Source organism: Micromonospora sp. DT227 (genome assembly GCF_049841835.1).
Lineage (GTDB): Bacteria > Actinomycetota > Actinomycetes > Mycobacteriales > Micromonosporaceae > Micromonospora.
The window spans coordinates 1751618-1774398 of the sequence record NZ_JBNCLA010000001.1; the positions used below are offsets into that span (position 1 = coordinate 1751618).

A 22781-nucleotide genomic window follows, 5' to 3' on the forward strand; every position below is an offset into this window, starting at 1 on the left:
CCGGCCGGTCAGTGCGCCGCGTCCAGTCGCGTCCGCTGCTCGGCGGTCAGCTCCAGGTCCACCGCGGCCAGGGCCTCCTCCAACTGGGCCACCGAGGAGAAACCGACGAGCGGGATCGCCGGCACGTCGCCGCCCATCAGCCAGGCCAGCACCACCTGGTTGACGGTGGCGCCGGTCTCGGCGGCCACCGCGCGCAGCGCCGCCAGCCGGGCCGGCGTGCCGGGCAGCGCGTACGCCTCGCCGAGCCGCTCCGGCTTCGCGTACGCGCCCTTGAGCAGCGGGGAGTACGCGACCAGGGTGAGCCGCGGCTCGGCGCGCAGGTAGCTGACCACATCGGGGCCGGCCCAGCCGATCTGGCCGTCCGGGTCCAGTTCGCTCGGCTGGTCCACCCGGGGCGGCAGGTAGCTGCGGTGGTACTGGAGCACGTCGTAGCCGGGCAGCCCGGCCGCCGCCGCGAGGGCCCGGGCCCGCTCGACCCGCCAGGCGCGGTGGTTGCTCGCGCCCAGCAGCCCGACCGTGCCCTCGGCGACCAGCTCCGCGAAGCCCTCCACCGTCTCGCGCAGCGGCACGGTCCGGTCCTCGATGTGGGCGTAGAGCAGGTCGATCCGGTCGACCCCGAGCCGTTCCCGGCTGCGTTCGGCGGACTCGCGGATCACCTTGGCGGACAACCCCTCCGGGTTGTCCCGGTAGCTGGTGCCGGGCGCGAGCGGGCGGGCGCCGAGCTTGGTGGCGAACACGATCTCGGCGCCGATCCCGCGGCTGCGCCGCCAGCGGCCGAGGAGCGTCTCGCTCTCGCCGCCCTGGCCGCCGTTCTGCCAGAAGGCGTAGTTGTTCGAGGTGTCGACGAACGTGCCGCCGGCCTCGACGTACCGGTCGAGGATGGCGTAGGAGGTGTCCTCGTCGGTGGCGGTGCCGAACAGCATCGCGCCGAGGCTGAGCACGCTGACCTCGCGGCGGGTGGCCGGATCGGTGCCGATGGTGCGGTGACGCATGTCTGGGTCCTCCCCGTCGGAGCGTTTCCGCCACCCTGCCCCTTCGAGCGCGCGCGAAGTCAAACCCCGGCCAGGGGGCGGCCGACGAGCCAATCGGGGAGCGGGTCGGCACGGCGACACCATTCGCGCACCGTCGAATCATTGGCGCGTACCGGCGGTGGTGGTCTGCAATGGCAGGGCAACGACGCCCGCCTCGGCGGGTGGCGCGGAACCAGGAGGCGGCGGGCCGGTCAAACGGGGGTCGGCCCGCCGCACGGGCGGAGGAGGGGCCGTGTCGGCCCCTCCTCCGGCCGGTTCAGTCCGGTACGTAGTCGAACGTGTCCGGGTTGGGGCCCTGCCGGCCGGCCTCGCCCTGGTCCAGGCTGCCGAGCCGGTCCATGGTGGCGTCGTCGAGCGTGAAGTCGAAGATGCCGAAGTTCTCCTCGATCCGCTTCGGCGTGGTCGACTTCGGGAAGACGATGTCGCCGCGCTGCACGTGCCAGCGCAGCACCACCTGGGCCGGGGTCCGCCCGACCTGCTCGGCGACGTCGACCACGGTCGGGTCGTCGAGCACCTTGCCCTGCGCGATCGGCGACCACGCCTCGGTGCCGATCTGGTGCGCCCGGTCGTACGACCGCACCTCCTCGTTGCCGAAGTACGGGTGCGCCTCGACCTGGTTCACCGCCGGCACCACGTCCGCCTCGGCGGCCAGCCGCTCCAGGTGCGCCACCTGGAAGTTGGACACGCCGATCGACCGCACCCGGCCGTCACGTTGGAACTCCTCCAGCACCTTCCAGGTGGAGACGAAGTCGCCGTCGTAGAGCGTGGGCAGCGGCCAGTGGATCAGGAACAGGTCGAGGTAGTCGAACTTCATCGCCCGCAGCGACCGCTCGAACGCCTTGCGGGCGTCGTCCGGGCGGTGGAAGCCGTTGTTCAGCTTGCTGGTGACGAAGATATCGCCCCGGTCCAGGCCGGAGGCGCGCACCGCCTGCCCGACCTCGGCCTCGTTGCCGTACATCTGGGCGGTGTCGATGTGCCGGTAGCCGATCTCCAACGCCGTGCCGACCGCCCGGGCGGTCTCCCCGGGGTCGATCTGGTAAACCCCGAAGCCGAGCTGCGGGATGGAGTTGCCGTCGTTGAGCGAGATGTCCGGAACGCTGTGGGCGGCCATGTCGTGTCTCATCTCCGATCGTCCGGGATGCCCGGAAGCGCTTCCACGCGGCTCCCGGGCCGTGCCACCCGGGGTTCCTACCCGCTCGGCGGGCGTCCTCACGGCCGTCGGCGGGTGATCTGGGACAAGCCGTCAGCCCCAGATGGACCGCGCCCACTCGGGGTGGTCGACGAACGGATTGCGGTTGCCCTGCCAGCGCTCGTAGATGCGTTGGTTGCGGCGCTGCTCGAACGAGTCCGGCGGGTCCTGTTCGTTCCAGGCGAGCAGCTTCGACAGCCGGCCGAGCCGGGGCGTGGTCCCGTTGGCCACCGAGTCGTTCGGCTCCAGGTCCGGCCAGCCGTCGTCGCCCTCGTACCGGATCGCCATGTAGAGGATCATCCGGGCGACGTCGCCCTTCACGGCGTTGCGCGGCTCGAACGAGTCGGCGTCGGTGTAGCAGCCGGGTGCCTCGGCCACCGCGCTGCCGCCTGCGTCGAAGTCCTTGTTGCCGCGCAGCGAGTTGACCGACACGTCCTCCGGTCGCAGGTGGTGCACGTCGGTGCCGGGGCCGGTGGCGGTGCCGAAGTCGCCGTGCGACTTGGCCCAGACGTGCTCGCGGTTCCAGTCGTTGACGCCGCCGCCGTTGCTGGTCTTGCTCTGCGAGCGCCCGCTGTAGAGCAGGATGACGTTGGCCGGGTTCGCCGGGTCCTGGTCGGTGTCCTTGAGCGCGTCCCACACCTGGTCGTACGTGAGCTTCGTCTGGGTCCTGATGATGGTGTGCAGGGCGGTGCGCAGCGCCGGCCCGGTCCTGCCGGTCGCGGCGGCGTAGTAGTCGGTGGGCGAGGCGGTGCCGGTCGGGCTCGGGGTCGGGCTCGGGGTGGTCCCGCCGCCGAGGCTCATCGCGGTCGGGTTCTTCAGGCCGCCGTGGCTGAAGTACGCGGTCAGGGTGCCGGTCGCGGTCACCTGCCGGCCCCGCAGGGACGGGTTGGCGAGCAGCCCGAAGGTGCTCCGCCAGGCGGCGGTGACCTGCACGTACAGCATCCGGCCGGTGCCGGTCTCGGTGGCCTGGTCGGCGATCGCGATCGCGGTGTCCGCGGTGAAGCCGGACGTGATCACCGTGTTCGTCGCGGTCGGTTGGCCGATGACGTAGCCGGTGACGGTGGCGGCGCGGCCGTCCTGGGCGGCCAACGCCTGCGCCACGGTCAGCGTGGTGGCCGCCGACGCGGCGTGGGTCACCGCGAGTGGGGTCGCGACGGTGACGGTCAGCACGACCGCCGCGATCAGCCGCCCGGATCGCGAGCGGGTGACGCTCCTCATATTCATGACCAGCGATGCTATTCGGTGTCGGGTGAACTCCGGGAGATCACGGCGACAACTTTCCGTCCCGACCGGCCTCGAACAGCACCGGCCAGGGCCGGGCCGACGGGGCGACGAACGCCGTCCCGGCCGGCGTCTCCGCCGTGGCCAGCACCTCGGCGGCGAGCCGGCCGAACATCGGCGCTGCCGGGTGCGCCGCCCGGTTCGGCCAGCCGGCGGAGATCCGCCGGGCCAGCGGCGCGCCGACGAGCGGTCGCCAGGCGATGCGCGGTTCCCGCCGCGCCAGGGCCGCCGGCTCGACGGCCACCGCCCCACCCGCCAGGAGCAATCCGAACAGGAACTCGGGGTTGCGCGCCGGGCGGACCCGGGGCGGGACGAAACCGTGCTGCCGGCACACCGTCAGCAGGTGCTCGTGCCAGCCGGGGGCGGTGGCCGGTGGCGCGGTGACCAGATCCAGGCCGGCCAGGTCGGCAAGCGCGACCGTACGGGCCCGGGCCAGCGGCGAGGTCCGGGGCAGCAACGCCCCGACCGGCACGTCCACCGGCTTCCCGAACCGCAGTCCGGCCTCCTCGACCGGATGGTGCAGCAGGCCGACGTCCAGCCGTCCCTCCGCCAGCATCCGCCGCTGCTCGGCGCTGGTCAGCTCGTGCAGATCGAGGTCGAGTCCGGGTGCGCGGGCGGCCAGCCCGTCGAGCAACGCGCGCACCGTCACGGCCGGGGTCTCCGGGGGTACGCCGGCGCGCAGCACACCGAGCGTGCCCCGGCGCACCTGGTCGGCGAGGTGGCGCAGTCGGCGTTCGCCGGCGAGCAGGTCGTCCGCCTCGCCGAGCAGCAACTGGCCGGCGGTGGTGAGACGGACCTGCCGTTGCGACCGGTCGAAGAGTGTCGCGCCCAGCTCCTGCTCCAGCCGCCGGATCGACTGGCTCAGCGGCGGCTGCGCCATCCCCAGCGTCTCGGCGGCCCGGCCGAAGTGCAGCTCCCGGGCGACCACCACGAAGTGCCGCAGGTGTCGCAGCAGGTCCACCCGCGCACCCTAGCGTCCGCGCTGGTTACCGTGTCGGGGTGGACGCGACGCAACGGGTCGGGGAGATCTTCGGACGGGCCGGGCTGAGCGGGTGCCTGCACGTCGCCGACGTGGACGACCCGTCGCGCGAGGTGGCGCTGCGCGCCGACGAGCAGATCGTGATCGCGTCCGTCTTCAAGATCCTGCTGGTGCTGGAGTTCGCCCGGCAGGTCACCGCCGGCCAACTCGACCCGGGCGAGCGGGTGCTGGTCGGCGCCGCCGACCGGCTGGGCGGCTGGGGAGTGGCCGGCTGCGCCGACGACGTCGAGGTCTCCCTGCGCGACCTCGCGTACTTCGCCATGTCGGTGAGCGACAACACGGCCGCCGACCTGCTGCTGCGCCGGGTCGGCCCGGACGTGCTGCCGATGCTGGCCGCGGAGCTGGACCTGCCGCGTACCCGGATCGTGGGCGGACCCCGGCAACTGGTCGAGACGATGCTCGCCGACGTGGGCGCGCGTACCGAGGCGGACTTCGCGCGGATCTTCCCCACGCTGCCGCCGGAGCGGGTCCGGGCCATGCGGGTCTTCGACCCGGACCACACCACCTCCAGCACCGCCCGCGAGCTGACCCGGCTGCTCGGCCTGGTGTGGCGCGACGAGGCCGGCCCGGCGGAAGCCTGCGCGACGGTCCGGGAGCTGATGGCCCGGCAACTCTTCTGGACCCGGCTCGCCGCCGGCTTCCCGCCCGCGGTCCGGGTCGCCGGCAAGACCGGCACACTGCCCGGCCTGCACCTGGAAGCCGGCGTCGCGGAGTACCCCGACGGCGGCCGGTACGCCGTCGCGGTCCTGGCACGCACCGAGCGGCTCAGCACCCGCCGGATCGACGCCGACCTGGCCATGGGGGAGGCCGCCCGGGCGGCGGTCGAGTCGTTGCGCTGATCCTTCGGACCGGCGACCCGGTGTGCACCCGCTCCGACCTGCGGTGATATCGGAACGGATATCGATCCTTCCGTCGCTCGATCTTGGACGCCGCGGCCGGTGCGGTGGTGGAGTGGGCCTACCGATCCACCGATCCCTGAACGGGGAGGACGACCTGTGCCCGAGAACCAACAGTCCCGCTACGCCCGCCGCCGCTTCCTGCGCGACACCGCCGTCGGCGCCGCCGCGGTCTCCACCGCCGGGCTCGTCGCCGGCACCCCGGCCCAGGCCGCTCCGAGCGCCCCGGCGGGCCGGCCCGCCGGCCGCGCCGGCGCGGTGAGCTTCCGCTGGTGGGGCACGGCCGGGTGGCGGATCGACATCGGCGACCGGACCGTGCTTGTCGACCCGTACCTCAGCCGTTTCGACACCGGCCTCTTCCGGGGGGCGTTCCAGCCGGACACCGCGCTGACCGTGGCCGCCGACGTGGTCGACCGGTTCGCCGACCGCGCCGAGCACATCCTGGTCACCCACACCCACTGGGACCACTTCAACGACGTGCCGCACATCGCCGCCCGGACCGGCGCCCGGGTCCTGGGCACGCTCACCGCCTACCACCTCGGGCTGGCGTACGGGCTGCCGGCCGGGCAACTCGCCCCGGTCAAGGGCGGCGAGGTGCTCGACTTCGACGGGTACACGATCGAGGTGGTCGGCTCGCTGCACAGCCGCAACGCGGCCTGGTCGATGGCCTTCCCCGGGGTCCGGGTCAGCCCGCCGCCACGGCCGACGAAGATCTCCGACCTGCCCGAGGGGGACACGCTGGCCTACCAGATCCGGGTCGACGGCGGGCCGTCGGTGTTCTTCATGGGCGCCAGCGACCTCGACGAGCGCAACCTGGCCGGCCTGGCCCCGGACGTGGCGATGATCGCCTCCGCCGCCACCACGTCCGTGGCCGACTACGTGCCCCGGCTGATGGCCGCGCTGGACCACCCGAGGACCGTGGTGCCGGTGCACTGGGACAACTTCGAGACCCCGCTGACCAACCCGCCGACGGTCGCCGCCACCGACCGGGCTCGCCTCGACGCCCTGATCGCCGACGTGCGTCGGGTCTCGCCGCGCAGCCGCGTGGTGGTGCCCGAGTACCACACCGCGTACCGGTTCTGACCGGTCGCGCTCAGCCGGCGGTCAGGTCGCGCAGCGCCAGCACCGACTTCCAGTTGCGCGCCGTCGCCACCACACCCAACGTCTTCTCCAGGTACGCGGTGGTGAACTTCGTCCGCCCGTAGTTGCCGGCCGGGTAGTGCAGGTGCAGCTCCCGGCCGACCACCGCGTACGCCATCTCCTCGCCGGCCGGCACGGCCAGCTCGCGGACCCGGGCCGGGTCCGGCGCGGCGGACAGGAACACCACCAGCACCCGGGTCGGGTCGTCCTGACGCCCCGCGTACGGGCTCGCGCCGGCCAGCGCGGCCAGCTCGCCGCCGTCGCGGACCAGCACCGGCACCCGCAGGCCCAGGTCGTCGGCGAGCCGCGTCGCGATGCCCTCGGCGAGCACCTCGTCGCGGGTCGGGGGCGCGGTGAACACCACGTTGCCGCTCTGGAGGTACGTCTTGACGTCGGTGTGACCGAGGTCGGCGACGACGCGACGCAGGTCCGCCATCGCGAGCCGGGTGGCGCCGACGTTGACGCCCCGCAGCAGGGCGGCGTAGCGGGTCATGACCCGCAGCCTAGGTCAGGCGGACGCCAACCGGGCGTAGACGTCGCCGGAGCGACCCGCCGGCCGGTACGTCTCCAGCAGCCGCACCAGCCCGGCCGCGTCGAGCCACTCGTCGGCGGCGAAGCGCATCGTCTCCACCGGGGAGTAGTTGTAGCGGTAGCCGCCCGCCGACGCGCCCAGCCGCTGCACCTGGTCGAGCACCGCGAGCGCCGCGTCGTGCGCCGGTGGGAGGTACTCGAAGGAGAGCGCGCGCACCGGCCGACTCAGCCCGGCCAGCACGTCCCCCTCGAAGCCCTCCACGTCGACCTTGCAGAACGCCGGTACGCCGTGCTTGGCGACCAGGTCGTCGAGCGTCACCACCGGCACCTCGACCGAGCGGTCCCACCGCACCCCGGCGAAGCTCGGGTCCGCCGTCACCGAGTCGATCCAGGACGACGACATGGTGGACACCGTCGGCGTCGCGGACGACAGCTCCAACCGCGCCCGGCCGGCGCGGGCGCCGACCGCGGTGGGTTCGATGGCCACGTCGTCGTCGCGCCCGAATGCCAGGCGCAGCACCCGCAGGCAGTCCGGCTGCGGCTCGACCGCGACCACCCGCGCGCCCAGCCGACGCCAGGTGCGGACCCGGCCACCGACGTGGGCGCCGATGTCGAAGCCGAGGTCGCCGGGGCCGAGGAACTGGCCGTAGAGCCGGCGGGCCCGGCGGTGCTTGGCCGGCTGGCCGTGGTAGATGGCCAGGGACCGGGTGATCCCCCAGGTCCGTGCGAGCATCGTCACGCCGTTCCTAACTGTGAGTCCTGGACTGCGGGCCGAACGCCCGCAGGAACCGGTCGCGGAACTCCTCCATCGGCCAGACGGGGGCGTTCGGGTCCGGGTTGAGGCCGGCCCGCCAGCCCCACGCGGCGACCCGGTCGAGCACGGCCGGGTCCTTGGCCACGATGGTGATCGGCACGTCCCTGCCGGCCCCCTCGCCGGTGACCGCCCGGGCCGGCTGGTGGTCGCCGAGGAACACCAGCACGAGGTTCTCGTCGCCGTAGCGTTCCACGTAGGAGACCAGGGTGCGCAGCGTGTAGACGATGGAGTTCCGGTAGGCCTTCCGGGTGCCCTCGTCCGCCCGGTCGGCGCGGTTGGTGCCGGCGAAGACCGATCCGTCGCCCAGGTCGTCCCAGTCGACCAGGGGCGGCACCGGCGACCACGGGAGGTGGCTGGAGAGCAGCGGGATCTCGGCCATCACCGGGGCGTGCCCGGGGGCCCGCTCGGCGCGCTGGAAGGCCGCCAGGGTGAACTGGTCCGGCGGCGAGGAGAAACTGAACGTCGGCCCCCGGTAGCCGAGGTCACCGGCGCCGTAGACCTTGTCCGGGGCGAAGAAGTCGGCCTCCGGCCAGGCCCGGGTGAGGGCCGGCATGACGAGCGACGTCCGCCATCCGGCGCGCTTGAACGCGCCGTTGAGCGTCAGGCGGTCGCTGCGTACCAGGTTCGTGTAGCGGAGCTGATTGTCGGCCCGGATGCCGGACATCAGCGTGGCGTGCGCCAGCCAGCTCCCGCCGCCGGTGGTGGACGAGGTGAGGAACGCGGTGCGGCTGCCGTAGCCGGCCGCGGTCAGCCGGCGCGTCCCCTCGTCGAGGACGGCGTCCACCTCCGGGGCCAGCTCCGGGTCCTCCACCGCCACCCGGCCGTAGCTCTCCACGAACGTGACCAGGACGTCCTTGCCGCGCAACCCGGTCAGCAACTGGTCGCCGGGGGTGTCCCGGAACGGGTCGCCGGCGAGCTGGGAGCGCAGCCGCTCCTGGTCGTGCAGCCCGGCGTTGACCTGCCGGGTGCGGTCGTACACGCCGGCCGCGACCGTGCCGGCGGCGATCGGCAGCCCGGGCACGAGCTGCGCGCCGAGCACCGCGCAGGTGACCCAGGCCGCGCCGAGCGCGGTGGCGACCCGGGCGCTGACCCCCCGGTGGCCGGCGACCAGCCGGGCCAGTCGCCGCACCGACAACGTCACCAGCACCGGTACGGCGACGACCGCGGCCACCGCGGCGACCACGGCCCCCACCTGGGCGGCCCGCCCGTACGACTCGGCGAGGAACTCCGCGCCGGCGGCCAGGAACGCCCAGTCCGCGATCAGGTCGAAGCGGCGGTCCAGCACTGTGGAGAAGCCGAGGTCGGCGATCTTCAGGACGAGCACCAGGCCGAGCAGCGCGCCGAGCACCGTGGCCACGATCCGGCGGGGTCTCGGCGGCAGCGCCAGCAGCAGGGCGACCGCGATCAGCCCCTCCACCGGGATGCGGAGGAACGCGGCCGGGGTGAGGTCGTTGACGTCGGTCGGCAGGATCAGGGCGACAAGCGCCAACGCGGCGGCCAGCACGGTGACGGCCTTGCGCCGGAGACCGTCCGTCGAGGTCGGGTCGGGCCCGGCGGTCGGGGTCGGGTCGTCGTCGGTCACGGCCGCCGACCGCCGACCTCGGCGCGTCCGACGAGCACCGGAGCGGCGGGCTCCCAGCCGGCCCGGCGAGCCGCCGGCACGGGGGAACGCACCACCGCCGGACGGGCCGGCCCGGTGCGGACGGCCGGCGTGCGGTGCCGCCACCGCCAGCGCACGTCCCGGCCGAACGACTCGACGAGCAGTGCCAGCGCGCCGACGAGCACCGCGACGGCCAGCGCCGTCGGCAGCACCTCCGCCGCCACCACGGCCAGCGCGATGCCCTGGACCGCGGCGACCGTCTTGCGCCAGTAGCGCGGTGGCAACGGACCGTTCAGCCAAGGCAGCAGCCAACCGGCCGCGACGAAGGCGTACCGCATCGCGCCGATCACCAGCACCCACGGGCCCACCTGGTCGGCGACGTGGAGGCAGAGCACCAGGACGAGGAAGGAGTCGACCTCCATGTCGAACCGGGCCCCGAGCGCGCTCACCGTGCCGGTGCGCCGGGCCACCTGCCCGTCCACCCAGTCGAGCGCGAGCGCCACCGTGGTGAGCCCGACCAGCACCGCGACCGGGGTGGGCCGGCTGAACGAGTCCACCACCAGCGCGGTCACGCCGCCGGCCAGCGTCGCCCGGGTCAGCGTCACCCAGTCGGCCGGCCCGAGCCGGCGCGCGCCAGCGCGGCTCAGCCCGTGCCCGAGCGCGGTGAGCAGCACCACTCCGTAGACGAGACCGGCCAGCCAGCCGGCCCGGCCCAGGCCGACGGTGCCGGCGATTCCCGCCAGCACACCGAGCTGGAGGATCGTCCCCGCGAATGGATCAGTCCGAACCACTGACACTGTGCCTCCGAATTGCGCGCGTACGACCCACCGGTGTGTACGCAGAACATGCCCGAACGGTTCGCTCTGATACCGAAAACGCACGATCAAGAGTGCACGTCACATCGGGGCGCCCGCTCGGCCGGGCGGGCCGAGGGCATTCGTGTCGGGGCGGGTCAGCGGGTCAGCGGGTCGGGTCAGCGGGGCGCGTCAGCGGGTCAGCGGGGCGGCACGTCGGCCGGGTCGCCGTCGCGGCCGGCCAACGCCGAGCGGCGGTAGCCGTACAGCGCGTAGACGACGGCGCCGAGCAGGAACCAGACGCCGAAGCGCAGCCAGGTCACCGGGTCGAGGAACGTGATCAGCCAGATCGAGAACACCACGCCGATCGCCGGCACCACAGGCATGCCGGGCAGCCGGAACGCCCGGGGTGCGTCCGGTCGGCGGTAGCGGAGCACGATCACCGCCACGCAGACCACCACGAACGCCAGCAGGATGCCGATGTTGGTCAGCTCGGCGGCCTGCCGGATCGGCAGGAAGCCGGCGATCAGCGCCGAGGCGACACCGACGATCCAGGTCACCCGGCTGGGCACCCGGCGCACCGGGTGCACCTTGGCGAACCAGGCCGGCAGCAGCCCGTCCCGGCTCATCGAGAACCACACCCGGGTCACGCCGAGCATGAACGTGAACATCACCGTGAGGATGCCGATGATCGCCCCGACCGCGATCACGCTGGCCAGGCCGGAGAGCCCGACCGAGGCGAACGCCGAGGAGAAGCCGCTCTCCGGGTCGATGTCCCGGTAGTTCTGCATGCCGGTGAGCACCAGCGTGGCCAACACGTAGAGCACCATGGAGATGGCCAGCGACCAGATGATCGCCTTCGGCATGTGCCGGCGGGCGTCCCGCGACTCCTCGGCGGCGGTGCTCATCGCGTCGTAGCCGAAGACCGCGAAGAACACGGTGGCCGCCCCGGTGATCGCGCCGCCCACGCCGAACGGGAAGAACGGCGAGTAGTTGCCGGTCTTGACGTGGAAGAAGCCGACCACGATCACCAGCAGCACCACGACGACCTTCAACCCGACCACGAACGTCTCGAACCGCGCCGCGGCCTTGATGCCCCGGTTGAGCAGGTACGCGATGAGCAGGCAGAGCGCCGCCGCGAACAGGTCGACGCGGTGCCCGTCGCCGGTGCCCGGCGCGCCGAGCATCCAGGCCGGCAGGTCGGCGCCCAACTGGGTGACCAGGAAGCCGAAGTAGCCGGAGATGCCGATCGCCACCACCGCCACGATGGCGGTGTACTCCAGCAGCAGGTCCCAGCCGATGAACCAGCCGACCGCCTCGCCCAGCACGGCGTAGCCGTAGGTGTAGGCCGAGCCGGCCTTCGGGATCATGCCGGCGAACTCCGCGTACGACAGCGCGGCGGCGGCGCTGGCCAGGCCCGCGATCAGGAACGACACCAGCACGGCCGGGCCGGCGGTCTCGTTGGCCACCGCGCCGGCGAGCGCGAAGATGCCGGCGCCGATGATGCCGCCGACCCCGATCGCGGTGAGCTGCCACAGGCCCAGCTCGCGGGCGAGCCCCTCCTCGGTCTCGTCGGCGATCTCCTCCACCGGCTTACGCCGGAAGATGCCCCGCCCAACGGTCATGGTGACCCCTCCCGCCGTGCCGCCACGCTCCCGAGCCGTGGTCACGCCGCGACACGCCGCGGTCACGCCACGGCACGACGGTAAGCCCTCGCGCCGAAGATCGCAGCCCGTGGCGGTCAGGTGGCGCGCAGTGGCGGCAGGCCCAGCGCGGCGCGTACCCGGGTCGCCTGCCGGACGCCGTCGTGCGCGGCGGCGGCCCGGGTCGCCCGGCGCAGCTCGGCGGCGTCGGCGGCCCCGGCCGCGAGCCGCCACTGCCGCAGCGCCACCTCGTGTTCGGCGAGCAGCGCCGCCATCGGCGCCTGCGCGGCGGCCGGCCAGCGCACCGCGCGCAGCTCACCGGCGCAGGCGAGGTTGGCGTCCACGACCGCCCCGGCCCGCTCCCGCAGCGTCCGCCACGGCCGGCCCGCCTTCTCGGCCTCGGCCAGCTCGTCCCGGGCGATGTCGTACGCCGCCACCGCGGCCAGGTAGCGCCCCTTCGCCTCCTTGACCGTCAGCGGCACCACCGGGCTCGGCGTGGGACTCGCCGGCGAGGGAAGGGCGACCTGTTTCGTCTCGCCGCCGCAACCGCCCAACAGCAGGACCACCACCAGAACCGACGCGAGCCGGCAACGCGCAGAACCTCCCATCGCCCGAGTGTAGAGCCCCTCCTCCCGCCCCCTGTTTCACGGAAAGAGTGGCTATTCCGCGTCCGACAGCCACTCTTTCCGTGAATCAGCGCGGGGGTGGGGTGGGTGGGGTGGGTGGGTGGGGGGAGGGACGAGCCGCCAGTACTGGCGGCTTCCCTTGTCTCGCACCACGACGCCGAGCCGGGCCAGCTCCTCGTGCAGCTCCCGGACCTCGGCGCCGCGGCTGTCCTTCAGCGCCCGCTCCCGGGCCCGCAGCAACGCGTCCGCGCCGGCCGGCAGCCCGGGCAGCTCGGGCACCCAGCGCCGGTACGCGTCCCGGTGCGGGTCCTGGTCGACCCAGGGCCAGCCCTGGCCGGCGAACGCCTCCCGCAGCCGGCTGGCGCTCAGGTCGGACCGCTCCCGGGCCAGCTCGCCGCCGGCCCGGTCCAGCAGCACGAGCGCCCTGCCGTCGACGAACACGCCGGCCACCTCGGTCCGGGCGATGTCCCGGCCGTGCCCGTCCCGGTGCAGTCGCACCGCCCGGCGCCCGACCGTGACCCGCAGCCGCTCCCGTACGCCCACCACGGCCAGGGCCAGGCCCGCCACCGCCGCCACGCCCGCGCCGAGCGGGTACGACCGCTGGTCCGGCCACCTGTCGAGCAGCGCGAACACGTCCTGGAAGGGGAACCAGGCAAGCCCGGCGATCCAGCCGGACAGGGCGGTCAGCCCGGCGCCCAGTCCCGCGCCGAGCAGCGGGAACCCGGCCCACATCACCACCAGCTCGCCGACCCCGCCGTCGACCACGACGTCGCCGGGTTCCCGGTCGGCCACGGTCAGGACACCTCCCGCCGCATCGTGCGGATCAGGCCGGCGGCCAGCGGCACGACCATCCAGACGGCCAGCGAGACACCGAGCCGACCCCACTGCCCGGCGGTCACGTCCGGGGTGAGCAGCGGCGCCATGGTGACCGAGGTGTCCAGCCAGCCGGCCGGCTCCCGCAGTGCCTTGATCATCGCCGACAGCACGCTCCACACGGTCGGCAGCAGCAGGTAGGTGACGATGGCCAGCGGCGTGTTCAGCAGCAACAGGCCGAACCCGGCGCCCATCAGCACGTTCGCCACCTGGAACACCGCCGCGTACGGCAGCAGCTGCCAGTCGAACGTCCACGCGCCCGCCCCGCCGGTGGCCTTGGCGGCGAGCGTGCCGGCGGCGGCGACGGCGAGGCTGACCAGTACCGAGGCGAGCGCGGCCAGCACCACCGCGGCCAGCTTGGCGACGATCACCCGCTCCCGGCGGGGCACCAGCGCGAACGTGGTCAACGCGGTGCGCTGCGACCACTCGCCGGTGATGGAGAGGATGCCCAGCACCGGCAGCAGCAGCCCGACCGGCAGCAGCGACGGCGCGAAGAACGCGGTGAACGTCTGCTCCGGGCCGTCGACGACGAAGAGCTGCACCACCACGATGGCGACGGCGATCAGCCCGATGCTGATCAGCAGCCAGCGGCCGGCCCGGGTGTCGGTGAGCTTGCGCAGCTCCACCCCGGTCAGCCGGGCCAGCGAGGGGCCGGCGGCCGGCTCGTGCCGCGTCGGGGCGGCGGTGGGAACGGGCGTGGTGGCGGTGGTCATCGGACGGCCTCCCTGGTCGACGCGCCGGCGGTGAGGGTGAGGAAGAGCTGCTCCAGGCCGCCGCTGCCGGCCGGACGCAGTTCGGTGAGGACCAGTCCGGCGTCGGCCGCGGCCTGACCGACGGCCTCCGGCTCGGCCCGGACCACGAAGCCGCCGTCGGTGCCGACGGTGGCCGGCAGCGCGGCGCGGTCCAGGGTGAGGCGCAGGGCGTGCTGGTCGCGGGCGCGGACCAGCGTGCCGGCGCCGGCCAGCAGCTCGTCCTTGCCGCCCTGGGCGACCACCCGGCCACCGCCGATCACCACCAGCCGGTCGGCCACCGCCTCGACCTCGCGCAGCAGGTGCGAGGAGAGCAGCACGGTGCCGCCCCGGTCGGCGTAGTCGCGCAGCAGGCCGCGCATCCAGTAGATGCCCTCCGGGTCGAGGCCGTTGGCCGGCTCGTCGAGGATCAACACCCGGGGGTCGCCCAGCAGCGCCAGCGCCAGGCCGAGCCGCTGCCGCATGCCCAGGGAGTACGCGCCGACCCGGCGCCGTGCGGCGGTGTCGTTCAGCCCGACCAGGTCCAGCTTCGCGGCCACCTGTCCCCGCTCCACGCCCATGGTGCGGGCGGCCAGGGTGAGCGTCTCCCGCCCGGTGCGCCCGGCGTGCTGGGCCGAGGCGTCGAGCAGGACACCGATCTCCCGGCCCGGGTTGGGCAGCGCCCGGTAGGGCCGGCCGGTGATCGTGGCCGCGCCGGAGCTGGGCGGTGTCATCCCGCAGATCATGCGCATCGTGGTGGACTTGCCGGCGCCGTTCGGGCCGAGGAATCCGGTCACCGTGCCCGGTTCACACCGGAACGTCACGTCCTCGACGGCCGTGTGTGGGCCGTACCGCTTGGTCAGGTGGTCGACTTCGATCATGCCGAGAAGCCTGCCGGGGCCACCCGGTGCCCCGCTGCGGCCGACGGTCGTCGCCGGCACCGACCGAGGTTCACCGCAGGCGTCGACTTTGGTAGCTGGCAGCCGGTCCGGACGGCTCCCTAGCATGGGGTGGGTGAGCAGCGCTGTCGTCCCCGATCATCCCTGGCTCCTGCCGGGCTCCCTGGTGCCCGCGCGGGCCGCCCGCCGGACCCCGCGGGACTGGTTCGTCGACGGCCTGCTGTTCCTGATCGCGCTGGGCTGGGTGCTCCTCGCGCACGACGACGCGGTGAGCGGGCGACCGGAGTTCGCGCTCAACGCCGGGCCGAGCTGGCTCGCCGAGATCGACCTGTTCGTCGGTCTGCTCGCCGCCGCCGCGCTCTGGTTGCGCCGCCGCTGGCCGGTGGGGCTGGCGGTGGCCACCGCGCCGCTGACGCTGTTCTCGGTCACCTCCGGGGCCGTGCTGCTGGTCGTCCTGTTCACCGTGCTGGTCCACCGACCGCTGGCGGTGGGGCTGACGCTGGTCGGCTGGCATCTGGCCACCGCGCTGCCGTTCATCGCGGTCCGCCCCGACCCGGCCATGCCGTTCTGGGCCGCCGTGGCGTGGACCGTGCTCTTCATCGGCATCGTGGTGGCCTGGGCGCTGTTCGTCCGGGCCCGCCGCCAACTGGTGCTGTCGCTGCGCGACCGCGCCGAACGGGCCGAGGCCGAGCAGCAGCTCCGGCTGGACCAGGCCCGGAACCTCGAACGCGGCCGGATCGCCCGGGAGATGCACGACGTGCTCGCCCACCGGATCTCGCTGCTCAGCCTGCACGCCGGGGCGTTGGAGTTCCGCCCGGACGCGCCCCCGGAGGAGGTCGCCCGGGCCGCCGGGGTGATCCGGGCCAGCGCGCACGCCGCGTTGCAGGACCTGCGCGAGGTGATCGGCGTGCTGCGGGCCGAGACCGGCTCCGAGGCCACCCCGGAACGGCCGCAGCCGACGCTCGGCGACGTGCCGGCGCTGGTAGCCGAGAGCCGCGACGCCGGGGTACGCGTCAGCGTGATCGACGAGGTGACCGAGCCGGCCGGGGTGCCGGCGGCGATCGGGCGCAGCGCGTACCGGATCGTGCAGGAAGGGCTTACCAACGCGCGCAAGCACGCGCCCGGGGCGGTGGTGACCGTTCGGCTGGCCGGCGGCCCCGGCGAAGGGCTGGCGGTGGACATCCGCAACCCCTGGCCGGTGGGCGGGCCGGCCGCCGCGATCCCCGGCACCGGCACCGGCCTGGTGGGGGTCGCCGAGCGCGTCACGCTGGCCGGCGGACGCGTCGACCACGGGCGCAACGCCGACGGCGACTTCCGGCTGGCCGCCTGGCTGCCCTGGGCCTCCGCATGAGCGAACGCACCGAGCGGAGCGAGGGCCGTGAGGGCATACCTGGTCCGCCCCGCCCGATGAGCGGGCCGGTGCGGGTGCTGATCGTCGACGACGACCCGCTGGTCCGGGGCGCGCTGTCGATGATCCTCGGCGGCGTACCCGACCTGGCGGTGGTGGGCGAGGCGACCGACGGCGTCGAGGTGCCGGCCGCCGTCGCCGCGTACGCCCCGGACGTGGTGCTGATGGACATCCGGATGCCCCGGGTGGACGGGCTGGCCGCCACCGAGGCGCTGCGGGCGACGGCGGAGCCGCCCGAGGTGCTGGTGCTGACCACGTTCGACGCCGACGAACAGGTGCTGCGCGCGTTGCGGGCCGGGGCGAGCGGCTTCCTGCTGAAGGACACTCCGCCGGCCGAGATCGTGGCGGCGGTACGCCGGGTCGCGGCGGGCGAGGCGACGCTGTCCCCGGCGGTGACCCGCAGACTGATCGCGCACGTGACCGCCGCCGCGCCGGCGCCCGCCCGGGATCCCCGCCGCGAGCGGGCGGTACGGCTGCTCGGCGAGCTGTCCGAGCGGGAGCGGGAGGTCGCGCTGCTGCTCGGTCGGGGCCGGACCAACGCGGAGATCTCCGCCGAGCTGTTCATGAGCGTGGCGACCGTGAAGGCGTACGTGTCGCGGCTGCTCACCAAGCTCGACCTGAACAACCGGGTGCAGGTGGCGCTGCTGGTCCAGGACGCCGACCTGGTCTGACGCGGTGTCGGGCAGGCCCGGTCGATGGGATTGAACTGTCGCCGGTGTCCGGCCGTACCAGTGGGCGAGGATGTGGTGCGGCCGGTCCGCCGCACCGCTGCCGAGCTGCGGGAGGCCTGCCGTGCGTGTTGGTGAGCAGTCGACGGATCCCATCGACAAGGTCCTGGGCGAGGTGCCGATGCCGGCGCCGTTGACACCCGAGGACGTCCGCATCGCGGTCCGGGCGGTGGTGGTGCACGCCGCCGAGGAGTGGCCCGCGGGGCCGAAGTGCCGCAACGACGGGGCGGCGTTCCCCTGCCGGTTGCACCGTTGGGGGCGCCGGGTGCTGGCGACACACGGCCTCAACGAGCGCCAGATCGACGCGCTGATCCGGCACGGCAACCCGTTCGTGCACGTGCCCTTCCCGTTCGTGCTGACCGGCCCGTCGGCGGCCCGGCCGGCCGTCCAGGCGGCCCGCCCGGGCGCGACGCAGACTGCCCGGCCGGGCGCGGGTCAGGCGGCCCGGCCGGGCGCGGCCCCGGCCGCCCGGCCGGTCGCCGGCCAGGCGCGTGGCCCGGTCCCGCGGGTCGTCGCACCACCGGTGCGGCCCGGCCTGCGGCCCGCCGCCGCACGGCCGGCCCCCGCGGCCCGGCCGCGCTGGCCCCGGGCGAGCTGACCCGGGGCGAGCTGACCCCGGGTACGGGTCGCGGCCGGCGCGCCGTCGGCCGCGCCGGTCATCCGGGCGGCGGCCCGACGCGGAGCACCCCCCGGCCTCCGCGCGGGCCCATCGGCCGGCGGCCCGACGCGGGGCGCCCCCACCCCCCGCGTCGGGCCGTCGTGCGTCCGGATCAGTTGATGCCGCAGTCCGGGGCCGACCAGTCGGTGGTGTTCGCCGACTTGTCCCGGGTGTTCTCCCGGCGCGAGTCCACGTGCGTGTGGTCGTCGTGGTCCGGGTAGCCGGGGCCGTAGATGCCACTGAAGCCCTGGTCCCGGGCCGACCGGGCGATCTCGCAGAGGGTCCGGTCCCGAGAGGTCAGGTCGGCCGCGTTGCCGTACAGGTGCTGGCTGTCGGCGGCGCCGCCGACCTGCCGGTTGCAGGCGATGCTGCGGAATCCGCTGGTGACCTGGAGCGGCTTGTCGCCGAGGCTGCGCCGCAGCGCCTCCAGCTTCCACATGGTGCGTACCGCGTTCTCCCGGGTCGCGGACGACGAGAGCGGGCCCCCGCCCCACCCGCCCTTGCCGCAGCCGTTGTCCAGCTCGGCGTAACTGAAGTGCTTCGGGGTGCAGTCGTTGTCCTGGAGGTCGTAGATCTTGGCGAAGGTCCGTGGCCCGGCGATGCCGTCGGCCCGTAGTCCGTACGCGGACTGGAAACGCTTGACCGCGGCGGTCGTCTCCGGGCCGTACCGGCCGTCGACCCGGACGATGCCGGCGTACCCGGCCCAGCCGGCCACCCGGATCTGGAGCTGCCGGACGTCCTCGCCCGAGCGCCCCTGGGACAGGGTGCGGGGCCAGGTGTAGCAGCCGTCGGCGTGGGCGGCCGGCGCGGCGACGACCGTCGCGACCGCGGCCCCGGGCAGGGCCAGCGCGAACGCGACGGCCGCCCGCTTCAGGGTGTTGACGCGCACAGGAGTCCTCCCGATCAGAGTGGAAATGGGGTCGGGACGGCACATCGACCACTGCGTCCCGTCCTTCTCACCGTGACATTCGACGGGGCTCTTCGTGGTGATTAGCGGAAATTGTTCTCACATTCGGTCATGGTCGGAGGGGAGCGGTAACGTCTGCTCCCGGGCCCGGATCGACCCCCGGGCGGGCGAGCCTCGCGGGCAGGGGAGGTGGGCGATGGCGCGTGGCGGCGTGTTCTGCGTCGAGGGGCAGTGGCACCGCGACCTCAACGAGCGCGGCTCCGTCCTGCCCACGCTCGAACTGCTCGAACGACTGAACCGGATCCGCTACATCCACAAGGACGCCGCCACCCGGGACGAGCTGTTCTACTTCCTCGACCGCTGGCTGCTCAAGCAGTACGCGGACCACCGCGTCGGGTTCTTCGCCATGCACGGCGAGCCGAGCCGGCTCTGCCTCACCGACTGGGACTCGGTCGAGCTGTCCGACGTGGCGGAGCGGATGGCCGGCCGCGCCGACGGGCGTCGCCTCTACTTCGGCAGCTGCTCGGTGCTGCGTGCCTCCGACGCCACGCTGCGCGGCTTCCTCGAGGTCACCGGCGCGGCGCTGATCTGCGGCTTCACCCGCGACGTGGACTGGGTCGAGTCGGCCGCGTTCGAGACCGTGCTGCTCGACGTGCTGGCCAACGGGCAGCGGCACAACGCCGCCGAGCTGCGGATGGGCTCGGCGCACTGGGCGCCGCTCGCCGCGTACCTCGGTTTCCGGGTGATCTACGCCAACGGCCGCGCCTGGCGGCCCACCGCGCGCCCGCGCGTGCCCGAGCAGGTCGTCCCGCGCCGGGCCGCCGGCCGCCCGCGCTGAGATCCGGCCGCCGGCCTGGTAGAACCGAGGCATGCCACGCAGCATCGCGCGCAACACCCGGGTCGACCGGGACGCCCTGACCGAGTTCCTCCGCCCCCGGCACCGCGTCGTGCTGATGACCACCCGGGCCGACGGCCGTCCGCAGTCCTCCCCGGTCTCCTGCGGCGTCGACGCCGAGGGCCGGCTGGTCATCTCCACCTATCCGGAGCGGGCCAAGGTGACGAACATCCGCCGCGACCCGCGCGTCTCCGCCTGCGTGCTCTCCGACGACTGGAACGGCCCGTGGGTGCAGGTCGACGGCGTGGCCGAGGTGCTCGACCTGCCCGAGGCGCTGGAGCCGCTGGTGGACTACTTCCGCAGCATCTCCGGCGAGCACCCGGACTGGGACGAGTACCGGGCGGCCATGGTCGCGCAGGGCAAGTCGCTGATCCGCGTCACGATCGAGTCCTGGGGCCCGATCGCCACCGGCGGGTTCCCGGCCCGGCTCGCCGACTGATCAGTACGCAGCGGTGAACCGCGCGTTGCCGAACCTCGGGTTCTCGATCTCGTCGACGATCGCGACCGCGAGATCCTCGTAGGTGAGCACCGAGCGGCCCTGCGCGTCGGTCACCGGGTGGTCCGTGCCGGTGCGGTAGTGCCCGGTCCGCTCGCCGGGGTGGAACTCCAACGGCGGCGGGGAGACGTACGTCCAGGTCACCCCGTCGGCCGAGGAACGGTAGAACGCCAGCGCGTCCGCCTGCCCCTGCGCCGAGTCGCGGTACTCGGCGGGGAAGTCCGGCTCGTCCAGGAACCGGGTGCCGCTCGGGGTGAGCAGCGTCGCGCCGCCGCCGACGTGGATCACGCGTGGTGGGTCGGGCATGCCCCGCAGCGTGTCCACGAGCGTCCGCGCGGCGTCCCGCCAGAGGTCACGCTCGCCTCCGCCGATGGCCACCACCAGCACGTCCGCGTCCTCGGCCAGCTCGCGTACGCTCCGCGCCGAGGTGGCGTCGCCGGTCACCGTGCGTACGCCCGGGGGCAGGTAGCCGACCGCCTCCGGCCGGCGTACCGCGGCGGTGACCCGGTGCCCCCGCTCGGCCGCCTCGGCGGCGATCCGGGAGCCCGCCGTCCCGCCGGCGCCGAACACGACGATGTCGCTCATGCCTCACAGGCTAGGCAGCCCGCCGCCGGGCGGGTGCCGTTCCGCCGAACCCGGTCAGTCGACCAGCGCGGAGTAGACGAGCTGGCGCAACTGGCTGCGCAGCGGGTACGTGCTCGACGGCATCAGCTGCGTGAACAGCAGCGCGGTGACCTCCTCCACCGGGTCCACCCAGAACGCCGTGCTGGCCATGCCGCCCCAGTAGAACTCGCCGACGCTGCTGGGCACCCGCGCCGGCACCGGGTCGAGCACCACGGCGAAGCCCAGCCCGAAGCCGATCCCGTCCAGCACCGTCTCGGAGAAGCCCTCCGGGGAGAACGAGGCGAGGTCCCGGCCGCCGGGCAGGTGGTTGCGGGTCATGAAGCGGACCGTGCGGGGGCCGAGCAGGCGCACCCCGTCCAGCTCGCCGCCGCGCAGCAGGAACTGGGTGAAGCGGTGGTAGTCGGCGGCGGTGGAGACCAGCCCGCCGCCGCCGGAGTGCCAGCCCGGCGCCGCCAGCGCGGCCCGGCCGATGCCGTCGGCGCGTACCGCCTGACCGGTGGCCGGGTGCGGGGCGTAGAGCGCGGCCAGCCGCTTGGCGTCCGCCGCGTCCACCCACCAGCGGGTGTCGGTCATCCCGAGCGGGCGCAGGATCCGCTCGGCGAAGAACGCGTCCAGCGTCTGCCCGGAGACCACCTCGACCAGGCGGCCCAGCACGTCGGTGGAGACGCCGTAGTTCCAGCTCGTCCCGGGCTGAAAGAGCAGCGGCAGCGTGGCCAGGCCGGCCGAGGCTGCGGCCAGGTCCGCGCCGGCCGGCACGCCCAGGTCGAAGCCGGCCGCCCGGTAGAGGCCGTCGACCACCGAGACCTGGGCGAAGCCGTACGTCAGGCCGGCGGTGTGGGTGAGCAGGTGCCAGATCCGGATCGGCTCGGTGGCCGGCACGGTGTACGGCTTGAGCACCGACCCCCGGTCGTAGACCCGGACGTCGGCGAACCCCGGCAGCCAGCGGCTGACCGGGTCGGTCAGCTCGAACCGGCCCTGCTCCCAGAGCATCATCGCGGCGACCGAGGTGATCGGCTTGGTCATCGAGTAGATGCGCCAGAGCGTGTCCGCCTCGACCGGCGTGCCGGCCTCCCGGTCGCGCAGCCCGTACGTCGACGAGTGGGCGATCTCGCCCCGGCGGGTGACGACGACCTGCCAGCCGGCGAGCCGGCCGTCGTCGACGTAGCGGGCGAAGTGCTCGTCGATCCGCGCCAGCCGGGCGGGATCGAAGCCGACACGGCCGGGGTCGGTGCTGACTGCGACGCTCATCCCCGCGAACCTACCCGCCGGTACGGCGGGCCGGAAGTGTCGGCCGGCCACACTAGTGTCGGCGGCATGCCGGAGCCCGTCGAGGACGTCACCTACCGCCAGCAGGACTGGTACGCGGAAGAGCTGGTCGACCGTCACTTCGTGCGCTGCGAGTTCTTCGACGTCGACCTCACCGAGGCGGTCAGCCGGGGCGCGGTGTTCACGGAGTGCGTCTTCGGCACCGTGGCGTTCAACGCCTCCCGGCACGTCGACTCGGCGTTCACCCGCTGCACGTTCACCCGGTGCAACCTGTTCGAGGCGGAGTTCGTCGGCTGCAAGCTGGTCGGCAGCAGCTTCGACCGGTGCGACCTGCGTCCGCTGCGGGTCGACCGCGGCGACTGGTCGTTCGTCGCGCTGCCCGGCGCCGACCTGCGCGGCGCCCGGATCACCGACGTACGCATGCGCGAGGCCGACCTGACCGGCGCCGACCTCACCGGCGCGGTGCTCACCGGCGTCGACCTGTCCGGGGCCCAGTTGCACGCCGCCAAGCTGACCCGCGCCGACCTGCGCGGCAGTGACCTGTCCGCGCTCGACCCGACCGCGGTGGAACGGGCCGGGGCGCGGGTCGACGTGGAGCAGGCCGTGACACTGGTCCAGGCGCTCGGCTTCCAGGTCGGCTGACTGTGAGCATGGCGGGGTCGGTTCAGCGGTGGTGAGCTGATAGCTGGCAGCAGTGGGTGTGACTCTTCGTCTG

Annotated in this window: 22 protein-coding genes and 1 pseudogene; 8 read left to right on the top strand and 15 right to left on the bottom strand. The window is 74.0% G+C overall.

Annotated elements, in window-relative coordinates; genetic code table 11:
- Positions 1 to 8 precede the first annotated feature (8 nt).
- The 4 genes from ACLQ2W_RS08825 to ACLQ2W_RS08840 all read right to left on the bottom strand — a co-directional run bounded on the left by ACLQ2W_RS08825 (position 9) and on the right by ACLQ2W_RS08840 (position 4462).
- Positions 9 to 992: an aldo/keto reductase gene (locus ACLQ2W_RS08825; RefSeq protein ID WP_425785958.1), complete on the bottom strand. Its 984-nt coding sequence runs from the start codon at positions 990 to 992 to the stop codon at positions 9 to 11.
- Positions 993 to 1287: 295 nt separating this feature from the next.
- The gene (locus ACLQ2W_RS08830) at positions 1288 to 2142 is read right to left on the bottom strand and encodes an aldo/keto reductase (RefSeq protein ID WP_405094150.1); all 855 of its coding nucleotides are present in this window, start codon (positions 2140 to 2142) and stop codon (positions 1288 to 1290) included.
- Positions 2143 to 2274: 132 nt separating this feature from the next.
- On the bottom strand, positions 2275 to 3444 hold the full coding sequence (locus ACLQ2W_RS08835) for an endonuclease (RefSeq protein ID WP_425785959.1): 1170 nt from the start codon (positions 3442 to 3444) through the stop codon (positions 2275 to 2277).
- Between the two features lie 40 nt (positions 3445 to 3484).
- A complete protein-coding gene (locus ACLQ2W_RS08840) occupies positions 3485 to 4462 on the bottom strand; it encodes a LysR family transcriptional regulator (protein ID WP_425785960.1) in 978 nt (325 codons plus the stop codon).
- Between the two features lie 38 nt (positions 4463 to 4500).
- Here ACLQ2W_RS08840 and ACLQ2W_RS08845 point away from each other — a divergent pair, with 38 nt between their 5' ends.
- Complete coding sequence (locus ACLQ2W_RS08845; protein ID WP_405092645.1) at positions 4501 to 5379, top strand: serine hydrolase; 879 nt, start codon at positions 4501 to 4503, stop codon at positions 5377 to 5379.
- 156 nt (positions 5380 to 5535) lie between these two features.
- The gene (locus tag ACLQ2W_RS08850) at positions 5536 to 6519 is read left to right on the top strand and encodes an MBL fold metallo-hydrolase (RefSeq protein ID WP_425785961.1); all 984 of its coding nucleotides are present in this window, start codon (positions 5536 to 5538) and stop codon (positions 6517 to 6519) included.
- A 10-nt stretch (positions 6520 to 6529) separates the two neighbouring features.
- On the opposite strand, the gene ACLQ2W_RS08855 is transcribed toward ACLQ2W_RS08850, so the two are convergent.
- The 8 genes and pseudogenes from ACLQ2W_RS08855 to ACLQ2W_RS08890 form a co-directional block, all read right to left on the bottom strand.
- Positions 6530 to 7069 carry a DUF1697 domain-containing protein gene (locus ACLQ2W_RS08855; RefSeq protein WP_425785962.1) on the bottom strand — a complete coding sequence of 180 codons (540 nt, stop codon included), beginning with the start codon at positions 7067 to 7069 and terminating at the stop codon, positions 6530 to 6532.
- Positions 7070 to 7084: 15 nt separating this feature from the next.
- Complete coding sequence (locus tag ACLQ2W_RS08860; RefSeq protein WP_425785963.1) at positions 7085 to 7840, bottom strand: FkbM family methyltransferase; 756 nt, start codon at positions 7838 to 7840, stop codon at positions 7085 to 7087.
- 13 nt (positions 7841 to 7853) lie between these two features.
- A pseudogene (locus tag ACLQ2W_RS08865) lies at positions 7854 to 10318 on the bottom strand (CDP-alcohol phosphatidyltransferase family protein).
- Between the two features lie 197 nt (positions 10319 to 10515).
- Complete coding sequence (locus ACLQ2W_RS08870; RefSeq protein ID WP_425785964.1) at positions 10516 to 11940, bottom strand: amino acid permease; 1425 nt, start codon at positions 11938 to 11940, stop codon at positions 10516 to 10518.
- 116 nt (positions 11941 to 12056) lie between these two features.
- Positions 12057 to 12566: a hypothetical protein gene (locus ACLQ2W_RS08875; protein ID WP_425785965.1), complete on the bottom strand. Its 510-nt coding sequence runs from the start codon at positions 12564 to 12566 to the stop codon at positions 12057 to 12059.
- A 51-nt stretch (positions 12567 to 12617) separates the two neighbouring features.
- Entirely contained in the window at positions 12618 to 13376 is a 759-nt protein-coding gene (locus ACLQ2W_RS08880; protein WP_425785966.1) for a YqeB family protein, read from the bottom strand.
- A 2-nt stretch (positions 13377 to 13378) separates the two neighbouring features.
- A complete protein-coding gene (locus tag ACLQ2W_RS08885) occupies positions 13379 to 14170 on the bottom strand; it encodes an ABC transporter permease (RefSeq protein WP_425785967.1) in 792 nt (263 codons plus the stop codon).
- Positions 14167 to 15066 (bottom strand): ABC transporter ATP-binding protein, encoded by a 900-nt coding sequence (locus ACLQ2W_RS08890; RefSeq protein WP_425785968.1) that lies wholly within the window; start codon positions 15064 to 15066, stop codon positions 14167 to 14169. The genes ACLQ2W_RS08885 and ACLQ2W_RS08890 overlap by 4 nt, the downstream gene beginning before the upstream one ends.
- 133 nt (positions 15067 to 15199) lie before the next feature.
- On the opposite strand from ACLQ2W_RS08890, the gene ACLQ2W_RS08895 reads away from it, so the two are divergent.
- The 3 genes from ACLQ2W_RS08895 (at position 15200) to ACLQ2W_RS08905 (ending at position 17818) form a co-directional block, all read left to right on the top strand.
- Complete coding sequence (locus ACLQ2W_RS08895) at positions 15200 to 16435, top strand: sensor histidine kinase (protein ID WP_425785969.1); 1236 nt, start codon at positions 15200 to 15202, stop codon at positions 16433 to 16435.
- Between the two features lie 56 nt (positions 16436 to 16491).
- Complete coding sequence (locus ACLQ2W_RS08900; protein ID WP_405092654.1) at positions 16492 to 17163, top strand: response regulator; 672 nt, start codon at positions 16492 to 16494, stop codon at positions 17161 to 17163.
- Positions 17164 to 17284: 121 nt separating this feature from the next.
- On the top strand, positions 17285 to 17818 hold the full coding sequence (locus ACLQ2W_RS08905; protein WP_425785970.1) for a hypothetical protein: 534 nt from the start codon (positions 17285 to 17287) through the stop codon (positions 17816 to 17818).
- Between the two features lie 172 nt (positions 17819 to 17990).
- Here ACLQ2W_RS08905 and ACLQ2W_RS08910 read toward each other — a convergent pair whose 3' ends face one another.
- Positions 17991 to 18767, bottom strand: a complete 777-nt coding sequence (locus ACLQ2W_RS08910; RefSeq protein WP_405092656.1) for a D-Ala-D-Ala carboxypeptidase family metallohydrolase — start codon at positions 18765 to 18767, stop codon at positions 17991 to 17993.
- 214 nt (positions 18768 to 18981) lie between these two features.
- Here ACLQ2W_RS08910 and ACLQ2W_RS08915 point away from each other — a divergent pair, with 214 nt between their 5' ends.
- A complete protein-coding gene (locus ACLQ2W_RS08915; RefSeq protein ID WP_425785971.1) occupies positions 18982 to 19623 on the top strand; it encodes a DUF6642 family protein in 642 nt (213 codons plus the stop codon).
- A gap of 31 nt (positions 19624 to 19654) precedes the next feature.
- Positions 19655 to 20119 carry a PPOX class F420-dependent oxidoreductase gene (locus ACLQ2W_RS08920; protein ID WP_281936162.1) on the top strand — a complete coding sequence of 155 codons (465 nt, stop codon included), beginning with the start codon at positions 19655 to 19657 and terminating at the stop codon, positions 20117 to 20119.
- Here ACLQ2W_RS08920 and ACLQ2W_RS08925 read toward each other — a convergent pair whose 3' ends face one another.
- Positions 20120 to 20761: an NAD(P)-dependent oxidoreductase gene (locus ACLQ2W_RS08925; RefSeq protein WP_281936161.1), complete on the bottom strand. Its 642-nt coding sequence runs from the start codon at positions 20759 to 20761 to the stop codon at positions 20120 to 20122.
- Between the two features lie 54 nt (positions 20762 to 20815).
- Entirely contained in the window at positions 20816 to 22048 is a 1233-nt protein-coding gene (locus ACLQ2W_RS08930; protein ID WP_425785972.1) for a serine hydrolase domain-containing protein, read from the bottom strand.
- Between the two features lie 66 nt (positions 22049 to 22114).
- On the opposite strand from ACLQ2W_RS08930, the gene ACLQ2W_RS08935 reads away from it, so the two are divergent.
- Positions 22115 to 22708, top strand: coding sequence for a pentapeptide repeat-containing protein (locus ACLQ2W_RS08935; protein WP_425785973.1), 594 nt, complete (start codon positions 22115 to 22117; stop codon positions 22706 to 22708).
- Positions 22709 to 22781: the final 73 nt, after the last annotated feature.

Bases quoted from the DNA above. Each gene is read 5' to 3' on its own strand.
- ACLQ2W_RS08830 (WP_405094150.1), bottom strand. From the start codon at position 2,142: ATGGCCGCCCACAGCGTTCCGGACATCTCGCTCAACGACGGCAACTCC.
- ACLQ2W_RS08925 (WP_281936161.1), bottom strand. From the start codon at position 20,761: ATGAGCGACATCGTCGTGTTCGGCGCCGGCGGGACGGCGGGCTCCCGG.
- ACLQ2W_RS08835 (WP_425785959.1), bottom strand. From the start codon at position 3,444: ATGAATATGAGGAGCGTCACCCGCTCGCGATCCGGGCGGCTGATCGCG.
- ACLQ2W_RS08875 (WP_425785965.1), bottom strand. From the start codon at position 12,566: ATGGGAGGTTCTGCGCGTTGCCGGCTCGCGTCGGTTCTGGTGGTGGTC.
- ACLQ2W_RS08885 (WP_425785967.1), bottom strand. From the start codon at position 14,170: ATGACCACCGCCACCACGCCCGTTCCCACCGCCGCCCCGACGCGGCAC.
- ACLQ2W_RS08920 (WP_281936162.1), top strand. From the start codon at position 19,655: ATGCCACGCAGCATCGCGCGCAACACCCGGGTCGACCGGGACGCCCTG.
- ACLQ2W_RS08900 (WP_405092654.1), top strand. From the start codon at position 16,492: ATGAGCGGGCCGGTGCGGGTGCTGATCGTCGACGACGACCCGCTGGTC.
- ACLQ2W_RS08915 (WP_425785971.1), top strand. From the start codon at position 18,982: ATGGCGCGTGGCGGCGTGTTCTGCGTCGAGGGGCAGTGGCACCGCGAC.
- ACLQ2W_RS08825 (WP_425785958.1), bottom strand. From the start codon at position 992: ATGCGTCACCGCACCATCGGCACCGATCCGGCCACCCGCCGCGAGGTC.
- ACLQ2W_RS08890 (WP_425785968.1), bottom strand. From the start codon at position 15,066: ATGATCGAAGTCGACCACCTGACCAAGCGGTACGGCCCACACACGGCC.
- ACLQ2W_RS08870 (WP_425785964.1), bottom strand. From the start codon at position 11,940: ATGACCGTTGGGCGGGGCATCTTCCGGCGTAAGCCGGTGGAGGAGATC.
- ACLQ2W_RS08935 (WP_425785973.1), top strand. From the start codon at position 22,115: ATGCCGGAGCCCGTCGAGGACGTCACCTACCGCCAGCAGGACTGGTAC.
- ACLQ2W_RS08930 (WP_425785972.1), bottom strand. From the start codon at position 22,048: ATGAGCGTCGCAGTCAGCACCGACCCCGGCCGTGTCGGCTTCGATCCC.
- ACLQ2W_RS08860 (WP_425785963.1), bottom strand. From the start codon at position 7,840: ATGCTCGCACGGACCTGGGGGATCACCCGGTCCCTGGCCATCTACCAC.
- ACLQ2W_RS08855 (WP_425785962.1), bottom strand. From the start codon at position 7,069: ATGACCCGCTACGCCGCCCTGCTGCGGGGCGTCAACGTCGGCGCCACC.